Origin of the sequence: Streptomyces sp. NPDC007917 (assembly GCF_042959105.1) — a bacterium.
Lineage (GTDB): Bacteria > Actinomycetota > Actinomycetes > Streptomycetales > Streptomycetaceae > Streptomyces.
This window is the reverse complement of record NZ_JBIBKK010000009.1, coordinates 306,082-324,209: the sequence shown is the minus strand read 5'-3', so window position 1 is coordinate 324,209 and position 18,128 is coordinate 306,082. Positions and strand designations below refer to the sequence as shown.

The 18,128-nt window shown below is 70.3% G+C and carries 13 protein-coding genes; 4 read left to right on the top strand and 9 right to left on the bottom strand.

The annotated features are described in order from the left end of the window. Window position 1: 1 nt before the first annotated feature. The 5 genes from ACFZDL_RS20850 to ACFZDL_RS20830 form a co-directional block, all read right to left on the bottom strand. Window positions 2-3,682, bottom strand: a complete 3,681-nt coding sequence (locus ACFZDL_RS20850; protein ID WP_353587949.1) for a helix-turn-helix domain-containing protein — start codon at window positions 3,680-3,682, stop codon at window positions 2-4. A 521-nt stretch (window positions 3,683-4,203) separates the two neighbouring features. After that, complete coding sequence (locus ACFZDL_RS20845; RefSeq protein WP_353587947.1) at window positions 4,204-5,016, bottom strand: hypothetical protein; 813 nt, start codon at window positions 5,014-5,016, stop codon at window positions 4,204-4,206. Window positions 5,017-5,279: 263 nt separating this feature from the next. Next, on the bottom strand, window positions 5,280-6,695 hold the full coding sequence (locus ACFZDL_RS20840; RefSeq protein WP_353587945.1) for a serine/threonine-protein kinase: 1,416 nt from the start codon (window positions 6,693-6,695) through the stop codon (window positions 5,280-5,282). A 71-nt stretch (window positions 6,696-6,766) separates the two neighbouring features. Next, window positions 6,767-6,895: a DUF397 domain-containing protein gene (locus ACFZDL_RS20835; protein WP_353587943.1), complete on the bottom strand. Its 129-nt coding sequence runs from the start codon at window positions 6,893-6,895 to the stop codon at window positions 6,767-6,769. Further along, window positions 6,858-7,772 (bottom strand): helix-turn-helix transcriptional regulator, encoded by a 915-nt coding sequence (locus tag ACFZDL_RS20830; protein WP_353587941.1) that lies wholly within the window; start codon window positions 7,770-7,772, stop codon window positions 6,858-6,860. The genes ACFZDL_RS20835 and ACFZDL_RS20830 overlap by 38 nt, the downstream gene beginning before the upstream one ends. Before the next feature lie 180 nt (window positions 7,773-7,952). Between ACFZDL_RS20830 and ACFZDL_RS20825 the strand changes: the two genes are divergently transcribed. Continuing rightward, window positions 7,953-8,420 carry an ATP-binding protein gene (locus tag ACFZDL_RS20825; RefSeq protein WP_353587939.1) on the top strand — a complete coding sequence of 156 codons (468 nt, stop codon included), beginning with the start codon at window positions 7,953-7,955 and terminating at the stop codon, window positions 8,418-8,420. A gap of 43 nt (window positions 8,421-8,463) precedes the next feature. Beyond that, window positions 8,464-9,123, top strand: coding sequence for a 1,4-alpha-glucan branching protein (locus ACFZDL_RS20820; RefSeq protein WP_353587937.1), 660 nt, complete (start codon window positions 8,464-8,466; stop codon window positions 9,121-9,123). 94 nt (window positions 9,124-9,217) lie between these two features. Here ACFZDL_RS20820 and ACFZDL_RS20815 read toward each other — a convergent pair whose 3' ends face one another. The 4 genes from ACFZDL_RS20815 to ACFZDL_RS20800 form a co-directional block, all read right to left on the bottom strand. Then, window positions 9,218-9,901, bottom strand: a complete 684-nt coding sequence (locus tag ACFZDL_RS20815) for a TIGR03086 family metal-binding protein (RefSeq protein ID WP_353587935.1) — start codon at window positions 9,899-9,901, stop codon at window positions 9,218-9,220. Between the two features lie 45 nt (window positions 9,902-9,946). After that, the gene (locus tag ACFZDL_RS20810) at window positions 9,947-10,243 is read right to left on the bottom strand and encodes a prevent-host-death protein (protein ID WP_353587933.1); all 297 of its coding nucleotides are present in this window, start codon (window positions 10,241-10,243) and stop codon (window positions 9,947-9,949) included. A gap of 97 nt (window positions 10,244-10,340) precedes the next feature. Beyond that, window positions 10,341-12,614, bottom strand: a complete 2,274-nt coding sequence (locus tag ACFZDL_RS20805; RefSeq protein ID WP_353587931.1) for a protein kinase — start codon at window positions 12,612-12,614, stop codon at window positions 10,341-10,343. A gap of 148 nt (window positions 12,615-12,762) precedes the next feature. Then, window positions 12,763-15,924, bottom strand: a complete 3,162-nt coding sequence (locus ACFZDL_RS20800) for a BTAD domain-containing putative transcriptional regulator (RefSeq protein WP_353587929.1) — start codon at window positions 15,922-15,924, stop codon at window positions 12,763-12,765. Window positions 15,925-16,034: 110 nt separating this feature from the next. Between ACFZDL_RS20800 and ACFZDL_RS20795 the strand changes: the two genes are divergently transcribed. Beyond that, on the top strand, window positions 16,035-16,253 hold the full coding sequence (locus tag ACFZDL_RS20795; RefSeq protein WP_353587927.1) for a hypothetical protein: 219 nt from the start codon (window positions 16,035-16,037) through the stop codon (window positions 16,251-16,253). Between the two features lie 31 nt (window positions 16,254-16,284). Continuing rightward, the gene (locus ACFZDL_RS20790) at window positions 16,285-18,126 is read left to right on the top strand and encodes a hypothetical protein (RefSeq protein ID WP_353587925.1); all 1,842 of its coding nucleotides are present in this window, start codon (window positions 16,285-16,287) and stop codon (window positions 18,124-18,126) included. Window positions 18,127-18,128: the final 2 nt, after the last annotated feature.

Genomic DNA, 18,128 nt, shown 5'->3' with positions numbered 1-18,128 from the left:
CTCATGATCGGCACACGGGGGTGGGGGGTTGGTCCGGGAGGTAGAGCGACCGTTCACTGCGGGTGAAGGACCTTTGGACCGATTGACAGACCTTCTTGATGGAGGAGGCGGGGTCAAGCAGATCGACATCCCAGAAGCGGATCTTCCCGTCGTCCCCGCCGCTGGCCAAAGTACGGCCGTCCGGGTTGAACGCCACCGACCGCACGGTGTCGGTGTGTCCGGTCAGGGTGGTTCGGAGCGTGCCCCTCGCCGCATCCCACAGGCGGATCTTTCCGTCGCCCCCGCCGCTCGCGAGCATCCGTCCGTCCGGACTGAATACCACTGTCCCGACGGCATCGGCGTCGCCGGTTAGGGTGCTACGGAGCTTGCCGGTTGCCGCATCCCACAGGCGGATCTTCCTGTCGTTCCCACCACTGGCCAGAACGCGGCTGTCCGGACTGAACCCCACCGACCACACCGCATCGGCGCCCCCGGTCAAAGTCGTGCGCAGCCTGCCCGTCCCCGGATCCCACAGGCGGACTTTCCCGTCGTCCCCGCCGCTTGCCAGGGTGTGGCCGTTCGGGCTGAACGCCACCGACCGCACGGTGTCGGTGTGCCCGGTCAGGGTGCTACGAAGCTTGCCGGTTGCTGTATCCCACAGGCGGATCTTTCCGTTGTCCCCGCCGCTCGCCAGCGCTCGCCCGTCCGGGCTGAACTCCATTGTCCCCACGGCATCGGCGTTGCCGGTCAGGGTGGTTTGGAGCTTGCCACTCGCTGTATCCCACAGGCGGATCTTTCCGTTGTCCCCGCCGCTCGCCAGCACCCGCCCGTCCGGACTGAACCCCACCGCCCACACCGTATCGGCGACCCTGGGCCAAGTCGTAGGCATGGTGCGCAGCCCTCCAGTCGCTAAATCCCACAGGCGCGCCGTCCAGTCACCACTGCTGCTGGCCAAAGTGCGGCCGTCCGGACTGAAGGCCACCGACCACACGGCGCCGAAGTCCACAGTGAGCGGGATGCGCGGCCCGCGGGGCGCTGCATCCCACAGGCGCACCGTCGTGTCGACCGCACTGCTGGCCAAGGTGCGGCCGTCCGGACTGAACGCCACCGAGTTCACAGTGGCGGTGTGCCCGGTCAGAGTCGTGCGCAGCTTGCCGGTTGCTACGTCCCACAGGCGCACCGTCGTGTCGCCCCCGCTGCTGGCCAAGGTGCGGCCGTCCGGACTGAACGCCACCGAACCCACAAAGTCGGTTGATCCGGACAGGGTGGTTCGGAGCTTGCCCCTCGTCGGATCCCACAGGCGGATCTTTCCGTCATCTCCGCCGCTTGCCAGAACGCGCCCGTCCGGGCTGAACACCACCGACATGCTGTGCCCGGTGAGAGTCGTGCGCAGCTTGCCAGTGGCTGTATCCCACAGGCGCACCGTCTTGTCGCGCCCGCTGCTGGCCAAAGTGCGGCCGTCCGGGCTGAACGCCACCGACCGCACGGCATCGGTGTGTCCGGTCAGGGTGGTTCGCAGCTTGCCACTGGCTGCATCCCACAGGCGGATCTTCCCGTCGTCCCCGCCGCTCGCCAGTACCCGCCCATCCGGGCTGAATACCACTGCCTTCACGGCATCGGCGTCCCCGGTCAAAGTCATGCGCACCCTGCCGGCCGCCGGATCCCACAGCCGGATCCTTCCATCGTCCCCGCCAGTCGCCAGAACGCGCCCGTCCGGGCTGAACGCCACCGACAAAGCGTGGAAGGTGCGCCCGGTCAGAGTCGTGCGCAGCTTGCCGGTCGCTACGTCCCACAGGCACACCGTCGTGTCGTCGCTGCCGCTGGCCAGGGTGCGGCCGTCCGGGCTGAACGCCACCGGTGCCACGAAGCCGGTGTGCCCGGCGAGGCGGTGCTTGAGGGGAAGAGCCGCAGCGGTGAAGAGACCGGCTGTGGCCTCCTTAGTCGGACTGGTCCGGTACGCCTGCACCGCCAGGAGCGAGGCCAGGTCGGGATTAGAGTCCAAGAGGTCGGCCGACTGGGCGGCCAACTGGCGGGAGAGCGCGATCCGTTGGGCCGCGAGCGCCTGGTGTCGTTGCTGCTCGCTGGTCCGGTACTGCTGCCAGGCGATCAGTCCGGCGGTCAGGGCGAGGACGAGCAGGACTGAGACGGTGGTGGCGAACTGGCGCAGACGCCGAGTGGCGCGGGCAGCTGCTTGTTCCTCGTGGTGGCGGGTGGCCGTGCTGCGGGTGAGGAAGTCGCGTTCCAGAGGGGTGAGGTCGGCGTCAGCTGTGGGGAAGGACTCCTCGGCGGCGGCGAGTCGCGTGCCCCGGTACAGCGCGCCGGAGTCGCGGCCGAGGTCCCGCCAGGTGTGGGCGGCGTCGGTGAGCTGGCGGTGGAGGCGCAGGCGGTCACGGTCCTCGTCGATCCACTTGCGTAGCCGGGGCCAGGTGCCGATGAGGGCTTCATGGGCGAGGTGCACGGTGTGGCCGTCGAGGGTGACCAGTCGTGTTTTCACCAACCGCTCCAGCACCTCAGCGGTGGCGGGGGAGGTGTCGGTCTCCAGCTCTTCCTGGGGCACGGGCCGCCGGGTGTCCTGTGCGCCCTCTCCTGGGGTGATCAGGCGCAGCAGGATCCGCCGGGCGTAGGCGGCTTGGTCGGAGGACAGGCCGGTGTAGAGGTCTTCGGCTGTCTGGGCGATGGCGCCGTGGACGCCGCCGGCGGCTTCGTAGGCGGTGAGGGTGAGGGCACGGCCTTTGCGGCGGTGCCAGGTTTCCAGCAGGGCGTGGGACATCAGGGGCAGGGCGCCGGGTTCGCCGTCGACTTCGTCGATGATGCGGGCGGTCAGAGTGCGTTCGACGATGAGACCTGCGGCTTGGGCGGGTTTGACGACGGCCTCGCGGAGTTCGTCGCGGTTCATCGGCGGGACCAGGAGCGTGGCTTCGCGCAGCGCGTCGGCGAGGGGGCGGTGGCCGGCGAGGTGGCCGAAGAAGTCGGCCCGTACGGCGATCAGCACCCGCAGCCGACTGTCGGGGGCGGCGGCGGTCAGGAGGCGGTCGATGAACGCGGTGCGTTCTTCCGGGTCGGTGCAGAGGGTGTACAGCTCCTCCATCTGATCCACGACGAGCCACGTGTCCCCCTCCTCACCCTCCTTTGGCACCAACCGCTGCTCGTGGTCGCGCAGGGGGTGGCCGCCGGGGGTGATGACCCGCAGGGCGGCAGGCCGTAAGCCGAGGTTGTCGGTGGTGCGCAGGCGCGGAATGAGACCGGCGCGCAGCAGGGAGGACTTTCCGCTGCCGGAGGCGCCGACCACCGCCGTGATCCGGTGGTGGCCGGTCAGGTGGAGCAGGTCTTCGATGAGCTGGTCGCGGCCGAAGAACAACGCCGCATCGTCCGGCTCGAAGCGGGCCAGGCCCCGGTACGGAGGCTCGGCGTCCTCGTCGGCGCGTGGCTCGGCGGCTTCTTTCGCCGCCGCCTGCCGCCACCGTTCCTCCCACTCCTCAGGGTCGCCGCCACAGGCCTGCGCGTAGGCCAGCACGACCGGCAGGGTCGGCAGCCGTTCCCCGGCGGCCGCCTGGGACAGCGTGCTCGCGCCGTGGTCGGTACGCGCGGCCATGGCCCGGTACGTAGGGCTGCCCGCCTCCGCCCGCAGCTTCCGTAACTCGAACGCCAACCGCTGCACCGGACCCGCGCTCGGATCCAGCGGACTCTCAGGACGCCCCGCCATCGGTCACCCCTCCCCCTCCCGCCTCCCCCGGACGCGGATTGACCGCCGCCAAGCTACGCACGCCCTGTCGGGTCGGCAAGAGCTGTGAGCTGGGGCGCAGGCATTGATCAGACCGGCGGAACAGGGCTGCCATTCAATTCCGCAGCCGCTGAACTCGATGTCAGACACCCACCGGGCCGACGCCAAGGGGCGGCTCCCCCGCCGGTGTTCACATCTCCACTCATCCGGAAGGGCACATTCATCATGAGCACACAGCTGGCGGATTCAGGCGAACGGAACCTGAGCCTGTCCCGGACACGCCGCTGACCTGCGTGGACATTCCTGGACTGTCCCGGACGCCCGAAATCGTTGCCGAGGCCGCCGAACACTCCGAGGCTCCTTCTCACGGCCCTGTGCCGGCGGCCGCACGGTCCACTTCATCAATCTCCGAGGGGGTATCACCATGCACAGCACACCGGTGAAAAGCCCGTACGTCGTGAACTCGTCCGAGGACGACAACTACTACCAAGGCCGCTGTCTGGTCAGCAGGCCACCGGCAGCTCTCTGCAGTCGCGGCAGCGGGTCGGCTCCACCGCGCGGAAGGCGCGTTCGCAGCCGTCGCATGTCTGCCACGGCAGCACGGCCGGCTTGCTGGGCGCGGTGAACGCGGCGGCGCCGGGGGCCGGGAGGGGCGGTTCGCTGAGGCGGAAGGCCAGGATCCGGGCCGGGCGGGCGCGTAAGCGGTCCGGGAGGCCGGTGGTGAGCGCGCCGGTGATCTGCCTGGGGCCCACGCCCGCCGCGAGCCACTGCGTGACCGCCGGGGCCAGTTCGGCTACCTCGCGCCTGGACAGGATCAGCCGTGGGTCGGCGATCCGCAGCGAGGCGAGGAGGGCGACGGCCTGTGCGTCGGCCTCGGCGAGTGGCGGCGGGGGAGCGGGCGCGGGGGTCCGCTCCGGCGCTGTCGGGGTGGGCGGCTGGGGTCGCGGTGGTGGGGTGGGCAGGTCGCGTTGCGGTACGTCGCGGACGTACGTACGCGTGCGGATCAGCCCGCCGGGCCCGCGCTCGCGGCGCCGCTCCAGATAACCGGCGGTCTCCAGTTCCCTGAGCGCCCGCGAGATCAGGATCTCGCCCTCGGTGAAGTGCTCGCATAGTGCGGCGATGCTCACGGGAGCGCCATCCGGCAGCGAGAGGATGTAGACCGCCACGCCGATCGTGACCGCGCTTCCGCGTCGCTGTGCGAGGGCGTTGGCGATCACGGTGAAGTCGGCGTTGAGTCGGGTACGGATGTGGATCACGCCGGAGGTCGTTGCTCCGGCGTCGACGCGCGCATGCGCGTTAGACTGCGGCTCAGCCATCGGGAAGGTGCTTCTTCCTGATTGGTCAGGCCCTCGTTCGGGATTGCCGTCCCTGCGGGGGCCGTCGTCTGTTTGGGGTTGTTGCGGCGAACGTAACCGCCTGCATCCCACACCCGCAAGCCGGTCACTCGTACGGGTGATGCGAGGGAAGGGAGGGTGGGTGGGAGGTTATTTACTCCAGGTTCTTTAGGGGAGTTCGTGGCCCGCCGGGCCCCCGCGTACGAGGACCCGGCGGGGCAGGGGTGCGCACGGCGGTGGCGGCGTCAGGGCGCGGGCGGGCGCCTTGGGGACGGAAACCGGAAGAGGCTGTAGATCAGCGCCACGCACCCGAAGGCGAAGGCCCACGCGCCCGGACCGAGGGAGGCGAGGTCCCCCTCATCGTCGTACGTGAGGATGACGAAAACCGCGAACAGGGTGGTGGCGAGTGCGGTGGTGAGCAGGTGCAGAAGCCGGACCCAGCGTGGGATGGGAGCGGCGGGGGCGCGGCGCAGCACAGTCAGTGCTGCGGCGGAGGTGCCTGCGCTCAGCACAGCGAGCACGGCGAACGGCCAGGAGCCCTCCTCCAGGTGGTTGACAACATTCTCCCCGTGGGAGGCGGGCAGGAGCATGGCGAATGCCAGCGCCACCAAGGCGGTCCACAAGGGGCGGGCGGCGCGGTGGTGTGCCGGGGGTGGGGTGAACGCGTTGGCGGGCACGCCAGCGGGAGCCGCCGCAGGCTGCGCGGGGGCGAGGGCGGGCGCGGGTGGCGCGGCCACGGGCTGCGGCGGAACGGGCGGGGTGGGCGCCGTGACGGTGGCGGGCAGCGCACGGGCGACCGGGTCGGGCAGCCAGGCTGCGGTACGGGGGACGACCTCGGTGGGTGTGTATCCGTCGGCAGCCGGCACCAGGGCCAGCTCCTCGACGAGTTCGGCCACCGCCGGACGCCGGGCGGGGTCCTTCGCCAGGCAGCGGGAGATAATCTCCAGTCCCGGCGACGGCAGTTCGGCGAGGTCCGGTTCCTCGTACACGATACGGAAGTTGAGCGCCTGCGCCGAGCCGGTGCCGAAGGGGCCCACGCCGGTGGCCGCGTACGCCAGCACCGCGCCCAGGGCGAACACGTCGCTGGCCGGGGTGACGGGCTTGCCGGTGAGCTGTTCCGGCGCCATGAAGCCGGGGGTGCCCACGATCATTCCGGTGCTGGTGAGCGCGGTGGCCTCGGCCGCCACGGAGATCCCGAAGTCGACGACTCTGGGCCCGTCCGGGGCGATCAGTACGTTGGAGGGCTTGAGGTCCCGATGGACCAGACCGGCCGCGTGGATGGCCTCCAGAGCCTCCGCCAGCCCCGCGCCCAGCGCCCGTACCGATTCCGCCGGCCAGCGGCCGTGCGCCGCCACGGCCTTGTCCAGGGGCAGGCCGGGCACGTAGGCGGTGGCCAGCCACGGGGGTGAACCGTCGGGGTCGGCGTCGACCAAGGCGGCCGTGAAGAACCCGTTGACCTTCCGTGCCGCCGCCACCTCCCGGGCGAACCGGCGGCGGAAGCCGGGGTCCTCGGCCAGGTCAGGCCGCACCACCTTCACCGCCACCAGCCGCCCGCCGGGCGAATGCCCCAGGTAGACCCGGCCCATCCCGCCCGCGCCCAGCCGCCCGGTGATCCGGTACCGCCCTACTTGCCGTGGATCAGTCGGCTGAAGTTCACTCATCAGACCCCCGTTGCATATCCGAGTCGAAGTGATCCGCCGGACGCCCGTGTACGGGGATCCGGCGGGGCGGGTCAGAGGCCGGGGCTGGTCTTCAGGCTGGCTATGAAGGACGTCCAGGAGCCCGCCGGGAAGGTGAGGGCGGGGGCGTCGGGGTTCTTGCTGTCACGGATGGGTACGACGCCGGGTATCCCGTCGGCCACCTCCACGCAGTCGCCACCGGCCTGGTTGCTGTAGCTGCTTTTGCGCCAGGCGGCGCCGTTCAGATCGGGACGGGACACTCGCTCCACGGTGGTTGCCCTCCATCACGGATCGGATCATGTCAAGCGACATGAATGGGGGCAGAGACACTGCCCGCAGCCGATCGTAGGTCACCGCGAGACGCTTGACGTGGCTTGGTTCTTCGAAGAGTTGACCAAAGTCCGCGCCCTCCTTGTAGGCGACTTCGGCACCATCCGGCAGGGTCAGCACGGTCAGGGATCCGCCCATCTCCTCGTGCTCGCCGTGGTCGAACGGCAGCACTTGCACAGTGATGTGGCGCTGTTCCGTTGCCTTCAGTAGTTGGGCCAACTGGGCCCGCATGACCGTCTCGCCACCCACCGGGCGTCTCAGCACCGCCTCGTCCAGGACCACCCACAGCTCCGGGCGACCGGGAGACACGAGCCGCTTCTGGCGGCCGAGGCGGGCGGTTACGCGTTCCTCTAATTGCTCCTCTCCGCTGAGCAGCGTGTCGAGGCTCAGGACGGCCCTCGCGTAGTCCTCCGTCTGCAATAAGCCAGGCACTACATGCGCCGCGTACTGCCTGATGGACACCGCCCGTTCCGAGTAGGCCATGAACGCCCGCGACCAGTCCGGGAACGCCTCGCGGTACACGTACGGCCACATGTCGATCAGCAGATTGTCCGCCCCGAGGATCGTGTCGAGCACCTGCGTCAGCTCGAACGTCGGTTTCGCTCCGGAAGCCCGCTCGATCTGGGTGATACGCGTGCTGACCACGTGCGCCTTCGCGCCCAGCTCGGTCTGGGTCAGCCCGGCGGCCAGCCGGAGTCTGCGCACCTGTGAGCCGAACAGCGCCGCCATGGACGACTGAGGATCAATAGCTTTGGCCAAAACATCACTTCCGTTCCTTACGGGATGAGAGGTAATGCGTCACGGCCTTTTGAGCGTAGACCCGCCAGGCGACCCTTGAGTACGGAACGTCACGATGCGCACACGCTACGAATCGTACGAAAGCTCGATGGACAGAAATGGACAACAACCGTGCTGAAGGCGAACACCCTGCCGGACGAAGGCGTCCAGCTCCCCTCGACACCGCGCGGGGCGCGGCTCGCGCGGCGGCTTGCCGTGCGGCGCATGGGGGAGTGGGGATATCCGCCCGACTCGGACACGTCCTGCACCGTGGCCCTGCTGGTGGCGGAGCTCGCCTCCAACGCCGTACGCCACGGGCGCGTGGCCGGGCGGAGCTTCCGGCTCCGGCTCGCCCTCGTGGCAGCGGCTCGTACGATCCGCATCGAGGTCTCGGACGCCCGCGAGGACCGGCTCCCGGTCAGTCCGCAGGCTCCGTCGGACGACGACGAAACGGGGCGCGGGCTGCTGCTTGTGGAGCTGTTGGCCACGCGGTGGGGGGTGGTCCCTCGTAGCCCGGTCGGGAAGACGGTGTGGGCGGAGGTGGCGGCCGACCGCTTGGCGGGCGATGCCGCTAGTGGAGGTGGAAGAAGTGCGTCATGATCGGACGCGTATCAGTCGTCAAGTTCCGTGAGGACCTTTCGGCATGGCCATCATCCACCGCACCACCCTCAAGCCGACCAAGGTGGAACTGCTCACCTCCTGGCTGCCCTCCCGCCCGTGGTACGTCGGCGCCGGTGAACCCAGGCTGGCCAAGGCCGGTGGTTTCCGGCTGGACGACCCGCAGGGCGAGGTCGGGATCGAGTTCATGGTGGTCACCGACGCCGCCGGGGCTGAGCCGATCAGCTATCTGGTGCCGCTGACCTATCGCGGGGCCCCTCTCGACGGGGCGGAGCACGCCCTCGTCGGGACCATGGAGCACGGAGTGCTGGGGCCCCGCTGGGCCTATGACGGCTGCCATGACCCGGTGCTGGTCGCCCAGTTGTGGGCCCTGATCGAGGGACGGGTCCAGGCTCAGGCACAGAGCATCACCGACACCGTCGACCGGGAGGTCACCCGCTCCTACGACGGTGCGGGCCTCACGTCGGAGAAGGTCACCCCTGCCACCGACGAACGGGACGGCACCTGGCTGCCCGCACCGGATGGCACGACGCTCCGTCTGCACCGGGTCCTGCGGCCCGCCCTGGACGGCGCGTCGCTCCTTCCCGAAGGCGCCACCGGCCACGTCGCCGGTGCCTGGCAGCTGCCGGACGGCACCCGCGCCCGCGGGCTGTTCGCCGCCCTGCACACCGACTCTCGGGGCTAGGTTCAATACCGGTGAATTCCGCGTCCGGAGGCTGAGTTGCTGGTGAGTATCGGACAGCGACACGCCGTGGTGTCGGCGTGTCGCTGTCCGATACTCACCGCAAAGTCACTGGCACTGGGCTAGCTGGCGTCCTCCCCGTTCGGTGCAGCAGTCGCATCTGTGGGGATGCGTCGTGAGCGAGCACGCCTTCGGGAGCGGCAAAGAACCGGTGAGTTGTTTCGACAGCGGTGGGCGATTCCGTCAAGCCGGCATAGATCTCGTCCAGATGCTCGTCGATCCATGCCACTAGGCTGCCATCGAGGCTTTCGTCCACATTCACAGCCCGCGCGAGATCCCACGTGTGGACAGTGCTGTCCGTGATCCTCACGGCAAGTGCCTGCTGGCCGCTCACCGGGCCCAAGGGGTAGTCCAGAGTCCGCTGAAGAGCACCGGTCTCTCCGAACGCTTGGGCACACTCCCGTACGGACAGGGTGTACGCGCCAACCGGATCCGTACCCAGCGCGTCAGCGTCCCGCAGCCGCAGGAAATCCGCGGCGCTGCCGCCATGCAGCAGACTCGCGTAATTGAGGTTTCCGCGAGCCATGTGGTTGACCAACTGCCGCACGTTCCACTCGGTGCAGGGAGTCGGCCAGGACCACTGCTCGGATCGCACTGCTCGCAGCTTCCGTTCGAACTCGGCGCTGGACAGGAGGAACCGATCGATGAGCCCTTCAAACACGTTGACCATGTGGCCCAGGATGCTCGCCGCGGGCGGCCGGGTCTGGCGGGTATCGGACATAAAGGTGGAGTTCTCGAAATACCGATACCTGCCCACCCCCAGGGTCTACGAGGGCATCGCCGCGCTGCAGACCGGGCGACGGCCGGGGGCGTCCGGCTCCCGCTCGATGGTGGCGTCCTGGTCGGCGCGGAAGGCGTCCAACGAGATGTCGGGAGCGGTGCGGGACATGGCCGTGAACTCGCCGCGCGGGACGAACCGCCTGCGTCGCCGCAGGGGGACCAGCTCACCGATGCGGTGCCCGTCCCACGTGACGGTGAAGGCCTGGCCGGCCTGGACAGCGTCCATGATCTCTTTGGATCTGGTGCGGAGATCGCGTTGGGTGATTTCGGGCTGTCCACTCATATCGCCCACGATAGGCGCCCGTGCCATCCGGTGCTAAAGGGTGCCATGGGCACGACGAGCGCCATCCGGAACTACTCGCGCGCCTCGCCCGCGCGGCTCACTTCCCGGTGGCCGACAGCGCGGTGACGCTGTCGCCGATGGCGACGTAGACCCGCCCGAAACCGGCCGCGGCTTCGAAGGTCTCCGAGGGCCTGTACCTCCACCGCGACTTCCCGTTCGCCGCGTTCACGGCCCAGATGAACGGCCACCGATAGTCGTCGTCCGGCTGGTAGTAGTAGCCCACGTCGGTGGCGATCCGCTGGCCGACCAGGACGTAGACGGTGGAGTCGGCGACCAGGAGATTCACCAGGCCGACCTTGCCTTCGGGGATCACGGAAGAGCGCCACTTCTCTTCACCGGATCGGGGATCGAGTGCGTGGAGCGTCAAGGTCGTACGTCCGGCGGCGTCCTCGGTCTGCGTGGTGACGAAGACCTGCGAGCCGTTCGCGTTCGCCGCCGGGATGCCGAAGCCCCCGTACGCCTTCGCGGGCCGCCTCTTGGTCCAGATGCGCACTCCGGTGGCGGGGTCGACGGCGATCAGACGGTCGGCCGCGTAGATGAGGGTGTCGCCCACCGCGCACAGGTTGGGGAGTTCGCTGACGTTGCCCGTTGCCTCGGGCAGAGGAGCCGTCCATCCCGGGGCGCCCTGCTTCCGGGCGCTGAGCACCTGGAGACGGGCCTGCTGTCCGCCGCCATATGTGGAGAGCAGGTGAAACACCCGGTTTCCGGAAGGCGGCACGACCACGGTGCCGAACCCCTCCGCCTTGTTGAACTCGCGCTCCCAGATCTTCCGGCGTGACGCGATGTCCACCGCCCAGACCATGTTGAAGGTGCCTCTTTCGATCGTGCTGCCGGTGGCGTAGACGATGCCGTCCCGCCCGCCGGATATCGACCCGATGTAATACGGGTGCGGGGCGACGGGCGCTGACCATGCCCGCTTCCCTCTCGCGAGATCCACGGCGACCACCTGTGCGTCCGCATCGCTCGAGGCATCGACGGGGAGTGGCCCCCCGGCGCCGAGACAGAGCATGCCCTCGCGGATCACACCGGCGCAGACTCCCCTGGTCCCGAGGGTGTCCAGGCCCAGCAGGGGCAGCTTCCAGCGCGGGTTTCCCGCGGTGTCGAAGCTCCAGACCGCTTCGGCGGACTCGTCCGAGTCGGGCCGAGCTCCCATCCACAGGACGCCGCCGTCGTATGCGATGAGCGAGTCGATTCTCGGGACGCTGCTCCGCCACAGCGGACGCGCTTCCGCCACATCGTCGATCTTCGGCACCGGGCCCGTGCCCTTGCCGCCACCGCCGTCACCGCCACCGCCGAAGCCCTTCGCGGCGATCACCCCGCCACCGATGAGGACGGCCGCGCCTCCGGCCATGCCGAGGATCGCCCGGCGGCTCGGTCTCGCGACGTGGGTCCGATCGGCAGTCGTCGGCGGTTGGACGGCGGCGGGCTCGGTGTCGCGTGCCGCGAGGGGCACCGGCGCCGTGGGGTCCACGACGGTGCCGTGGCCGTTGTGGCTTCCCGGGCGTTCCTGACCGCTCGGAGCCAGCCTGGCCAGTACGTCCGCGATCCCCGGCCGGTCGTCGGGCTCCTTGGCGAGACACGCCTCGACGGTGTCCCGGAGGGCCCCCGACAGGCCGCCGAGCCGGGGTGGTTCGCTGATGATCCGGTGCACGATCGCGGGAATGGTCTCCGCGTCGAAGGGGCCGTGCCCGGTTGCGGCGAAGCCCAGGACGGCGCCGAGCGAGAAGACATCACTCGCGGGCCCGGCCTGGTCCGCGCGCACCTGTTCCGGCGACATGAACGCGAAGGTGCCGATGACCACGCCCAGCGACGTCAGCGCGCTGGCGTCTGCGGAGCGGGCGATGCCGAAGTCGATGATGCGCGGCCCGTCGTCCGCCATGATGACGTTGCCGGGCTTCAGATCGCGGTGCACCAGACCGCACCCGTGGATCGCCGCGAGTCCTTCGGCGAGCCCGGCCCCCAGGGCGCGCAGGGCGTCCGGGGCGAGCGGGCCGCCCGTGGTGACGACCTCGTGCAGGGAGGGGCCGGGGATGTACGCCGTGGCCAGCCATGGCGACGGCGCGTCGGGGTCGGCGGCGATGACCTGCGCGGTGTGGAATCCGCCGACGAGCCGGGCGGCCTCGACCTCCCGGGCGAAGCGGCGGCGGAACTGCGGATTCCTGGCGTGTTCGGGACGGATCACCTTGACGGCGACGTGGCGGCCACCGGGCGACCTGCCGAGGTAGACCTGCCCCATGCCACCGGCGCCGAGCCGCCCCTCCAGGACGTAGGGGCCGATCTGGTCGGGGTCTGCCGGGAGCAAGTCGTCCATCAGCGTCCTCTCCGGACCCGGTGTCGTTCCCGGCCCCCATGCCCGCTGCCGCTGACCGGAGTTGTCCGGCGACAGTCGAGCGCAGTCTGCCAGACGGCGGGCGGCGAAGGTCAACGGGAGCAGTGAAACGACGCGCCCGGACGGCCTCCTAACGAACCTCGCATTCCTTGAGGCCTGCGAGCGCCTGTGCCCGCTCCGCCGGGTGCGCGGCGGCCCCGGGGACGTCGAGGGCCAACCGGAACTGCTCGCGCGCCTCGGTCACGCGGCCCGCCGCCGCGTAGGCGCGGCCCAGGCGGCAGCGGATGTCCATCTCGATCCGGTCGTAGTGGGGTTCGGTGAGCGGGTCGAGCACGTGGTGCCGGGAGAGCGCCTGGTGATGGATGGCTATGGCGTCGCTCAGGTTTCCCGCGCCCTGCTCCGCCGTGCCCAGCCGGGCCAGGGTGAGGCAGTGCAGGAAGACGTCCCCGGCCTCCTCGACCAGGTCGGCCGCCCGGCGGAGCAGGGTCGTGGCCTCGCCGTAGTCGCCGAGGCCGACGTGGACATCGGCGGCGAAGGTCAGGACCCTGCTGAGCATGCGGGGCCGGCCGTTCGCCTTGGCGTGGGTGCGGGCGCCGTCGAAGGAGATCAGCGCTTCCTCGTTCCGTCCCTGGAGGTGGTGGATGGCGCCGAGGAGGGACAGGCCCATCGCGATCAGCCAGTCGTCGGCGAGCTGCCGGGACAGCTCCACCGCCGCGGTGAGATGCGGAACCGCCTGGTCGGGCCGGCCCAGATTCAGGTCGGCGGTGGCCAGCCCGCCCAGCGCCCGGGCCTCTTCACGCCGGTCCGCCCGGCGGCGGCTGAGGTCGAGGGCTTCGGTGAACCAGGCGTGCGCTTGCGCGTAGCGGCCCTGGTAGACGTCGGTGATCCCCATGCAGTTGCGCAGCGCGAGGGCCATTCGCTGGTCGCCGGCCCGGTCCGCGTGGGCGAGCGCGAGCTCGAGGGCCGTGCGGCATTCGTGGTAGCGGCCCCGGCCCAGGAAGTGGTCGGTCAGCGCCTCGGCGATCCAGCAGGCGTAGTCGGCTTCGCCGAGCGCGGCGGCGTGCCCGACGACGTCGGCGAGTTCCGCGCTGGCCGCGTCCAGCCAGGATTCCGCGTCCCTCCAGCCCGCGAACGGCGCTTCGGCGGGCCGCGGCCCGGTGGGGAAGCCGCGGGGGCCCCAGTCGCTGGTGATCCGGCCCGCGTCCAGGAAGAGGCGGAGGGCGGCGGTGCGCGCCGCGGCGGCTTCGGCGGCTTCGGCAGGGGTGGCTTCCGCGAGCCGGCGGGCATGCGCGCGGACCAGGTCGTGCAGTCGGTAGCGACCGGGGCGGGGCTGCTGGAGGAGGCTCGTATCGACCAGGCTCTCCAGGGTCCGCTCGGCCTCGCAGGACGGCCGGTCCAGCATGGCGGCCGCCAGCAGCAGATCGAACTCGACGGTCGGAGCCACGCCCAGGGTGCGGAACCCGCGCTGCTGCTCCGGCGTGAGCTGGTCGTACGACAGGCGGAAGGCCGCCTCCACGCTGCGGTCCCCGGCGCTCAGCTCGCCGAGGAGATGCTCGTCGTCGGCCATGCGGTCCACCAGGTAGGCCAGCGTCCAGGCGGGGCGGGTCTGCAGCCGGGTCCCGGCGATACGCAGCGCCAGCGGCAGCCCGTCGCACAGCCTGACCAGCTCATGCGTCGCGTCCGGCTCCCGGTCCGCGCGGTCCTCCCCGACGATGTTCCGGAGCAGGGACACCGCGGCGCCCGGCTCCAGGGGCTCCAGGGTGATGCGCCGATCGGCGTCCAGGCCGGGCAGCCGCCGTCGGCCGGCCACGATCACCAGGCTGCCGGGGCCGGCGGGCAGCAGCGGCCGGATCTGCCGCGTCCCCAGGGCGTCGTCCAGTACGAGCAGCAGCCGCAGCGAGCTGGTGGCGGCGCGCCAGGCGGCGGTGAGTTCGTCGAGGTCGCCCGGCACCTCGCTGTCGGCCGCGCCGAGCGACCGCAGCAACCGCCGCAGCACGCGCTGCGGCGCCAGCTTCTGCCGCCCTCCTGCGCTGTGGGCGCGCAGGTCCACGAACAGGCAGCCGTCGGGGTAGTGGGCGCGCAGGCTCTGGGCCGCGCGTACGACCAGGGCGGTCTTGCCGACCCCGGCGGGGCCGTCCACCGTCACGACCGCCACGGATTCGGGTGGAAGTGGGGTGGTGAGGAGGGCCAGTTCGGGTTTTCGGCCGATGAGGTGGCCTGCGTCGCCCGGCAGTTCATTGACCGCGGCGCGGTGGGGGCGGGCCTGGGCGGGCGGAGCGGCGGGGCGCCGTGCCGGCTCCCGCCCTGGTTCCCGTACAGGCTGCCCTGCCGGCTCCCGCCCTGGTTCCCGTACCGGCTCCCGTGCCGACTGCCGCCCTGGTTCCCCTACCGGCTCCTGCCCGAGGAGATACGCGTCGTCCCGGCGCAGCACGGCTTCGTGCACCCGGCGCAGCTCCGTGCCGGGATCGACCCCGAGCTCGTCGCGCAACCGCTCGCGCATGGCCTGGAAGGCGTTCAGCGCCTCCGCCTGACGTTCGCTGCCGTACAGAGCGCGCATACGCAGCGCCAGCAGCGACTCGTCATAGGGATCGGAGGCGGACAGCGCGGCGAGGTCGTCCAGGGCTTCGCCGGACCGGTCCAGCAGTACCAGGCACTCCAGCCGCTCCGACTGGAGCTTGCGCTGACGCTCCGCCAGCCGCCGCCGCTCGACCTGCGCGAACGGGCCCGGCAGCCCGGCCAGGGGCTCGCCCCGGAACAGGGCGAGTGCTTGCGAGAACCGGTCCGCGGCGGTGGCCAGGTCGCCGGATGCCTTCGCGCGCTGTGCCTCGTCGGCCCGTTCGGCCAGCTCCGTCACATCGAGCCGGACCCCGTCGGCGACGAAGCGATACCCGCCCCGGCCGCTGCGGATCACGGACTGCTGCTGCCTGTCGGCCCCTGCTTCGGCGTCGAGCGCCTTGCGCAGCGGGTAGACGTAGCTCGGGAGCACCCGACGGCCGGACTTCGGTGGGCTCGACCCCCACACCCCGTCCAGCAACTGCTCATGGCTCACCATCACGCCCGGCCGCAGCACCAGCGCGCCGAGCACCGCCTGCCGCCGCACCGGACCCAGCTCAAGCGGCGTACCATCCCGCCAGGCCAGGACCGGTCCGAGCACCGCGATCCGAAGCCGCTGCGGTTCCGGCTCCGGTTCCCGCTCCAGTACCCGCTCCGGCTCCCGCTCCGGCTCCCGCTCCGGTTCCCGATGTGGTCGCCCCTGCGGAGTTCCCCCGTCCACCTCGAAGCCTCCGCCCACCGCATCATCGAAATTTCATCTGCATTGCAGCGCCTGCGGCGATGGTTGGCAAGTCACGACTGAGTACCGCTGGAAGCGTGGGGTCCATGGCTGGGATGAAAAGACGGCATGTGAACAGAGTCGTCTCCGACGCCAGATTCGCCTTCAATCGAGGCGATTTCACATTCGAAGCCGTCATCGACATCAACCCGCGCGCCAACCCCTCCATGAGAAAGATCCGCGGAGCCGTGGACGAACTCGTCTCCGCCATCGAGGCAGTGGGCTGGCAATGCGTCGGCGTCCAACCCTTCCTCGCATCAGTCGAAATGCAGTTCGTCCGTGCCGTTTGACGCGGTGGAGCGGTTCAGAAAGGAACAGGCGTTGACGGGGGAAGAGCTCACGTCGGCCGACGCACAGCCGCGGTCGGTGGACCGCAGGAAGGCCCTGCTGCTCGGCGGCGCCGCAGCCGTGGTGCTGGCCCTGGTGGCCGGGTTGCTGGTCTGGCTGACCTCATCGGACGACGACGAGTCGACGAAGGCGTTGGAGCGGAACCGGAAGCCGTTCGTCGAGGCGCTGTCCGAACTCGCGGAAGCCCGGGGCCTGCACTACAAGGACACGGCGATGGTCGGCATCACCGAGCGGGACGTCATGGTGACCGCGTCCGGCACGGTGTTCGGCCACACGGGCGATGGCGTCGAGAGTCTGGACAGGGACGTCCTCCGCATCGGCGGCAAGACCTATACGCGCTGGAAGAAGGGCCGGGACTACGAGGCACCGGACGGGAAGCAGAAGGACCCGGACGCCCCGGGCAGGTGGACCATCGGGTCACCGGGAGAGTCGTACACCCTCGACCCGGTCATGGCCCAGTACCTGCCTCCGAGCGACCTGGCGTTCAAACTCCTCGGCGCACTCGACCAGCTGGACGAACTGCCCGACCCGAGCGACCCGGGCCTGCCGTCGCTGACGGTGGGCGGAGTGCCCGCGCTGGCGGCCGACACCTCGGCGGGCCGCCTCGTCGTCTCCAAGAACAAGCCCTACCGAGTGCTGCGGCTGGAACCCTACGATCTGCGCGACCAGATCAAGGACGCGCGCAAGCAGCTCGAGGCGGGCGCGACCCCGTCCGTGGCTCCGCGGGTGACCACCGGTCCGTTGAAGGACGGCGACTCCCAGGGGATGGAGCTGTCCCCGCTCGTCGGCGAGCAGGCCGACGCGATGTACGACACCCTCGAGCAGTACGCCAAGCAGCTGAACGGCGCGGTGGACGACGGGGTCGACTTCACACTGGACGGCTCCGGGAAGCTGAACTGCGGGTCCGGGGGATGCTCGGTCGTTCAGAAGTTCACCGGGAAACTGTCCACCGAGGCCAAGGCCCGGATCACCGGCGGCACGGTCACCGCCACCATGAGCGCGACCATCAGCATCGACGGTCAGCCCGCGGGCGGCTGTACGGTCCCCAGCCGCACCTTCCCCCTCACCGGCAACTCCGTCTCCGGCTCCCTGTCCTGCTCCGCCCCGGAGGCCGGCCCCGTCTTCGCCGCGGCCGACGCGAAGGCCAAGGCCCAGGCCGAACAGCAGGCCCGGGCATCCGGCGGGCGGGTCACGGTCCGCTTCTACTCGCGGGCCAACACCCTCATCGACGCCCGCGCCCTGGCCGTGGGCGAGGTGGACCGCCTCGTCGATCAGGTGGGGCGGGAGCGGCGCAGCGAGCCGTGCCTGACCGGCAAGAGCTCCGCCTCCGGTGTTTCCGCGCAGCTCGCCGGCGGTCACCGTCCGATGGCGCAGCCGATCCTCAGCGGCCGGAGCCACACGCTGGGCGACACCGCAGCCGAACGGCCGAGCGGTACCGTCCCCGTCTTCGGTGACCTTTCGCTTCAGCGCGGAGGAGGGTGCCTTCCCGCCCTCCGGGACTGGAACAGCCAGCGATTCCAGTTCGGGAATCAGACATTCCTGCTCGACAAGAAGGGGATGGAGCACATCCTCACGCGCCATCACCCCAAATACTGGGACGGTTCGACCAAGAAGGATCAGTCCTTCTTCGACTCCCGCATGAGCGTCAAGGACGTGCAGAACGCGATCGGCGAGGTTCTGCGGCAGAACCGGGAAAAGCTGGTGCAACGGGGGAGCAGGGGGATGTACCAGATCCAGGGGAAGGTCGACGGAGTCGAGTACGTGCTCGGTCTGAACAGGGGCCGGGTGGGTCAGTTCTACCCGAAAGGCGAGTAGCT

What these genes read in the sequence shown, in the direction of transcription:
- ACFZDL_RS20850 (WP_353587949.1), bottom strand. Translation starts at nt 3,682, where the DNA reads ATGGCGGGGCGTCCTGAGAGTCCGCTGGATCCGAGCGCGGGTCCGGTG.
- ACFZDL_RS20845 (WP_353587947.1), bottom strand. Translation starts at nt 5,016, where the DNA reads ATGGCTGAGCCGCAGTCTAACGCGCATGCGCGCGTCGACGCCGGAGCA.
- ACFZDL_RS20840 (WP_353587945.1), bottom strand. Translation starts at nt 6,695, where the DNA reads ATGAGTGAACTTCAGCCGACTGATCCACGGCAAGTAGGGCGGTACCGG.
- ACFZDL_RS20830 (WP_353587941.1), bottom strand. Translation starts at nt 7,772, where the DNA reads ATGGCGGCGCTGTTCGGCTCACAGGTGCGCAGACTCCGGCTGGCCGCC.
- ACFZDL_RS20820 (WP_353587937.1), top strand. Translation starts at nt 8,464, where the DNA reads ATGGCCATCATCCACCGCACCACCCTCAAGCCGACCAAGGTGGAACTG.
- ACFZDL_RS20815 (WP_353587935.1), bottom strand. Translation starts at nt 9,901, where the DNA reads ATGTCCGATACCCGCCAGACCCGGCCGCCCGCGGCGAGCATCCTGGGC.
- ACFZDL_RS20810 (WP_353587933.1), bottom strand. Translation starts at nt 10,243, where the DNA reads ATGAGTGGACAGCCCGAAATCACCCAACGCGATCTCCGCACCAGATCC.
- ACFZDL_RS20805 (WP_353587931.1), bottom strand. Translation starts at nt 12,614, where the DNA reads ATGGACGACTTGCTCCCGGCAGACCCCGACCAGATCGGCCCCTACGTC.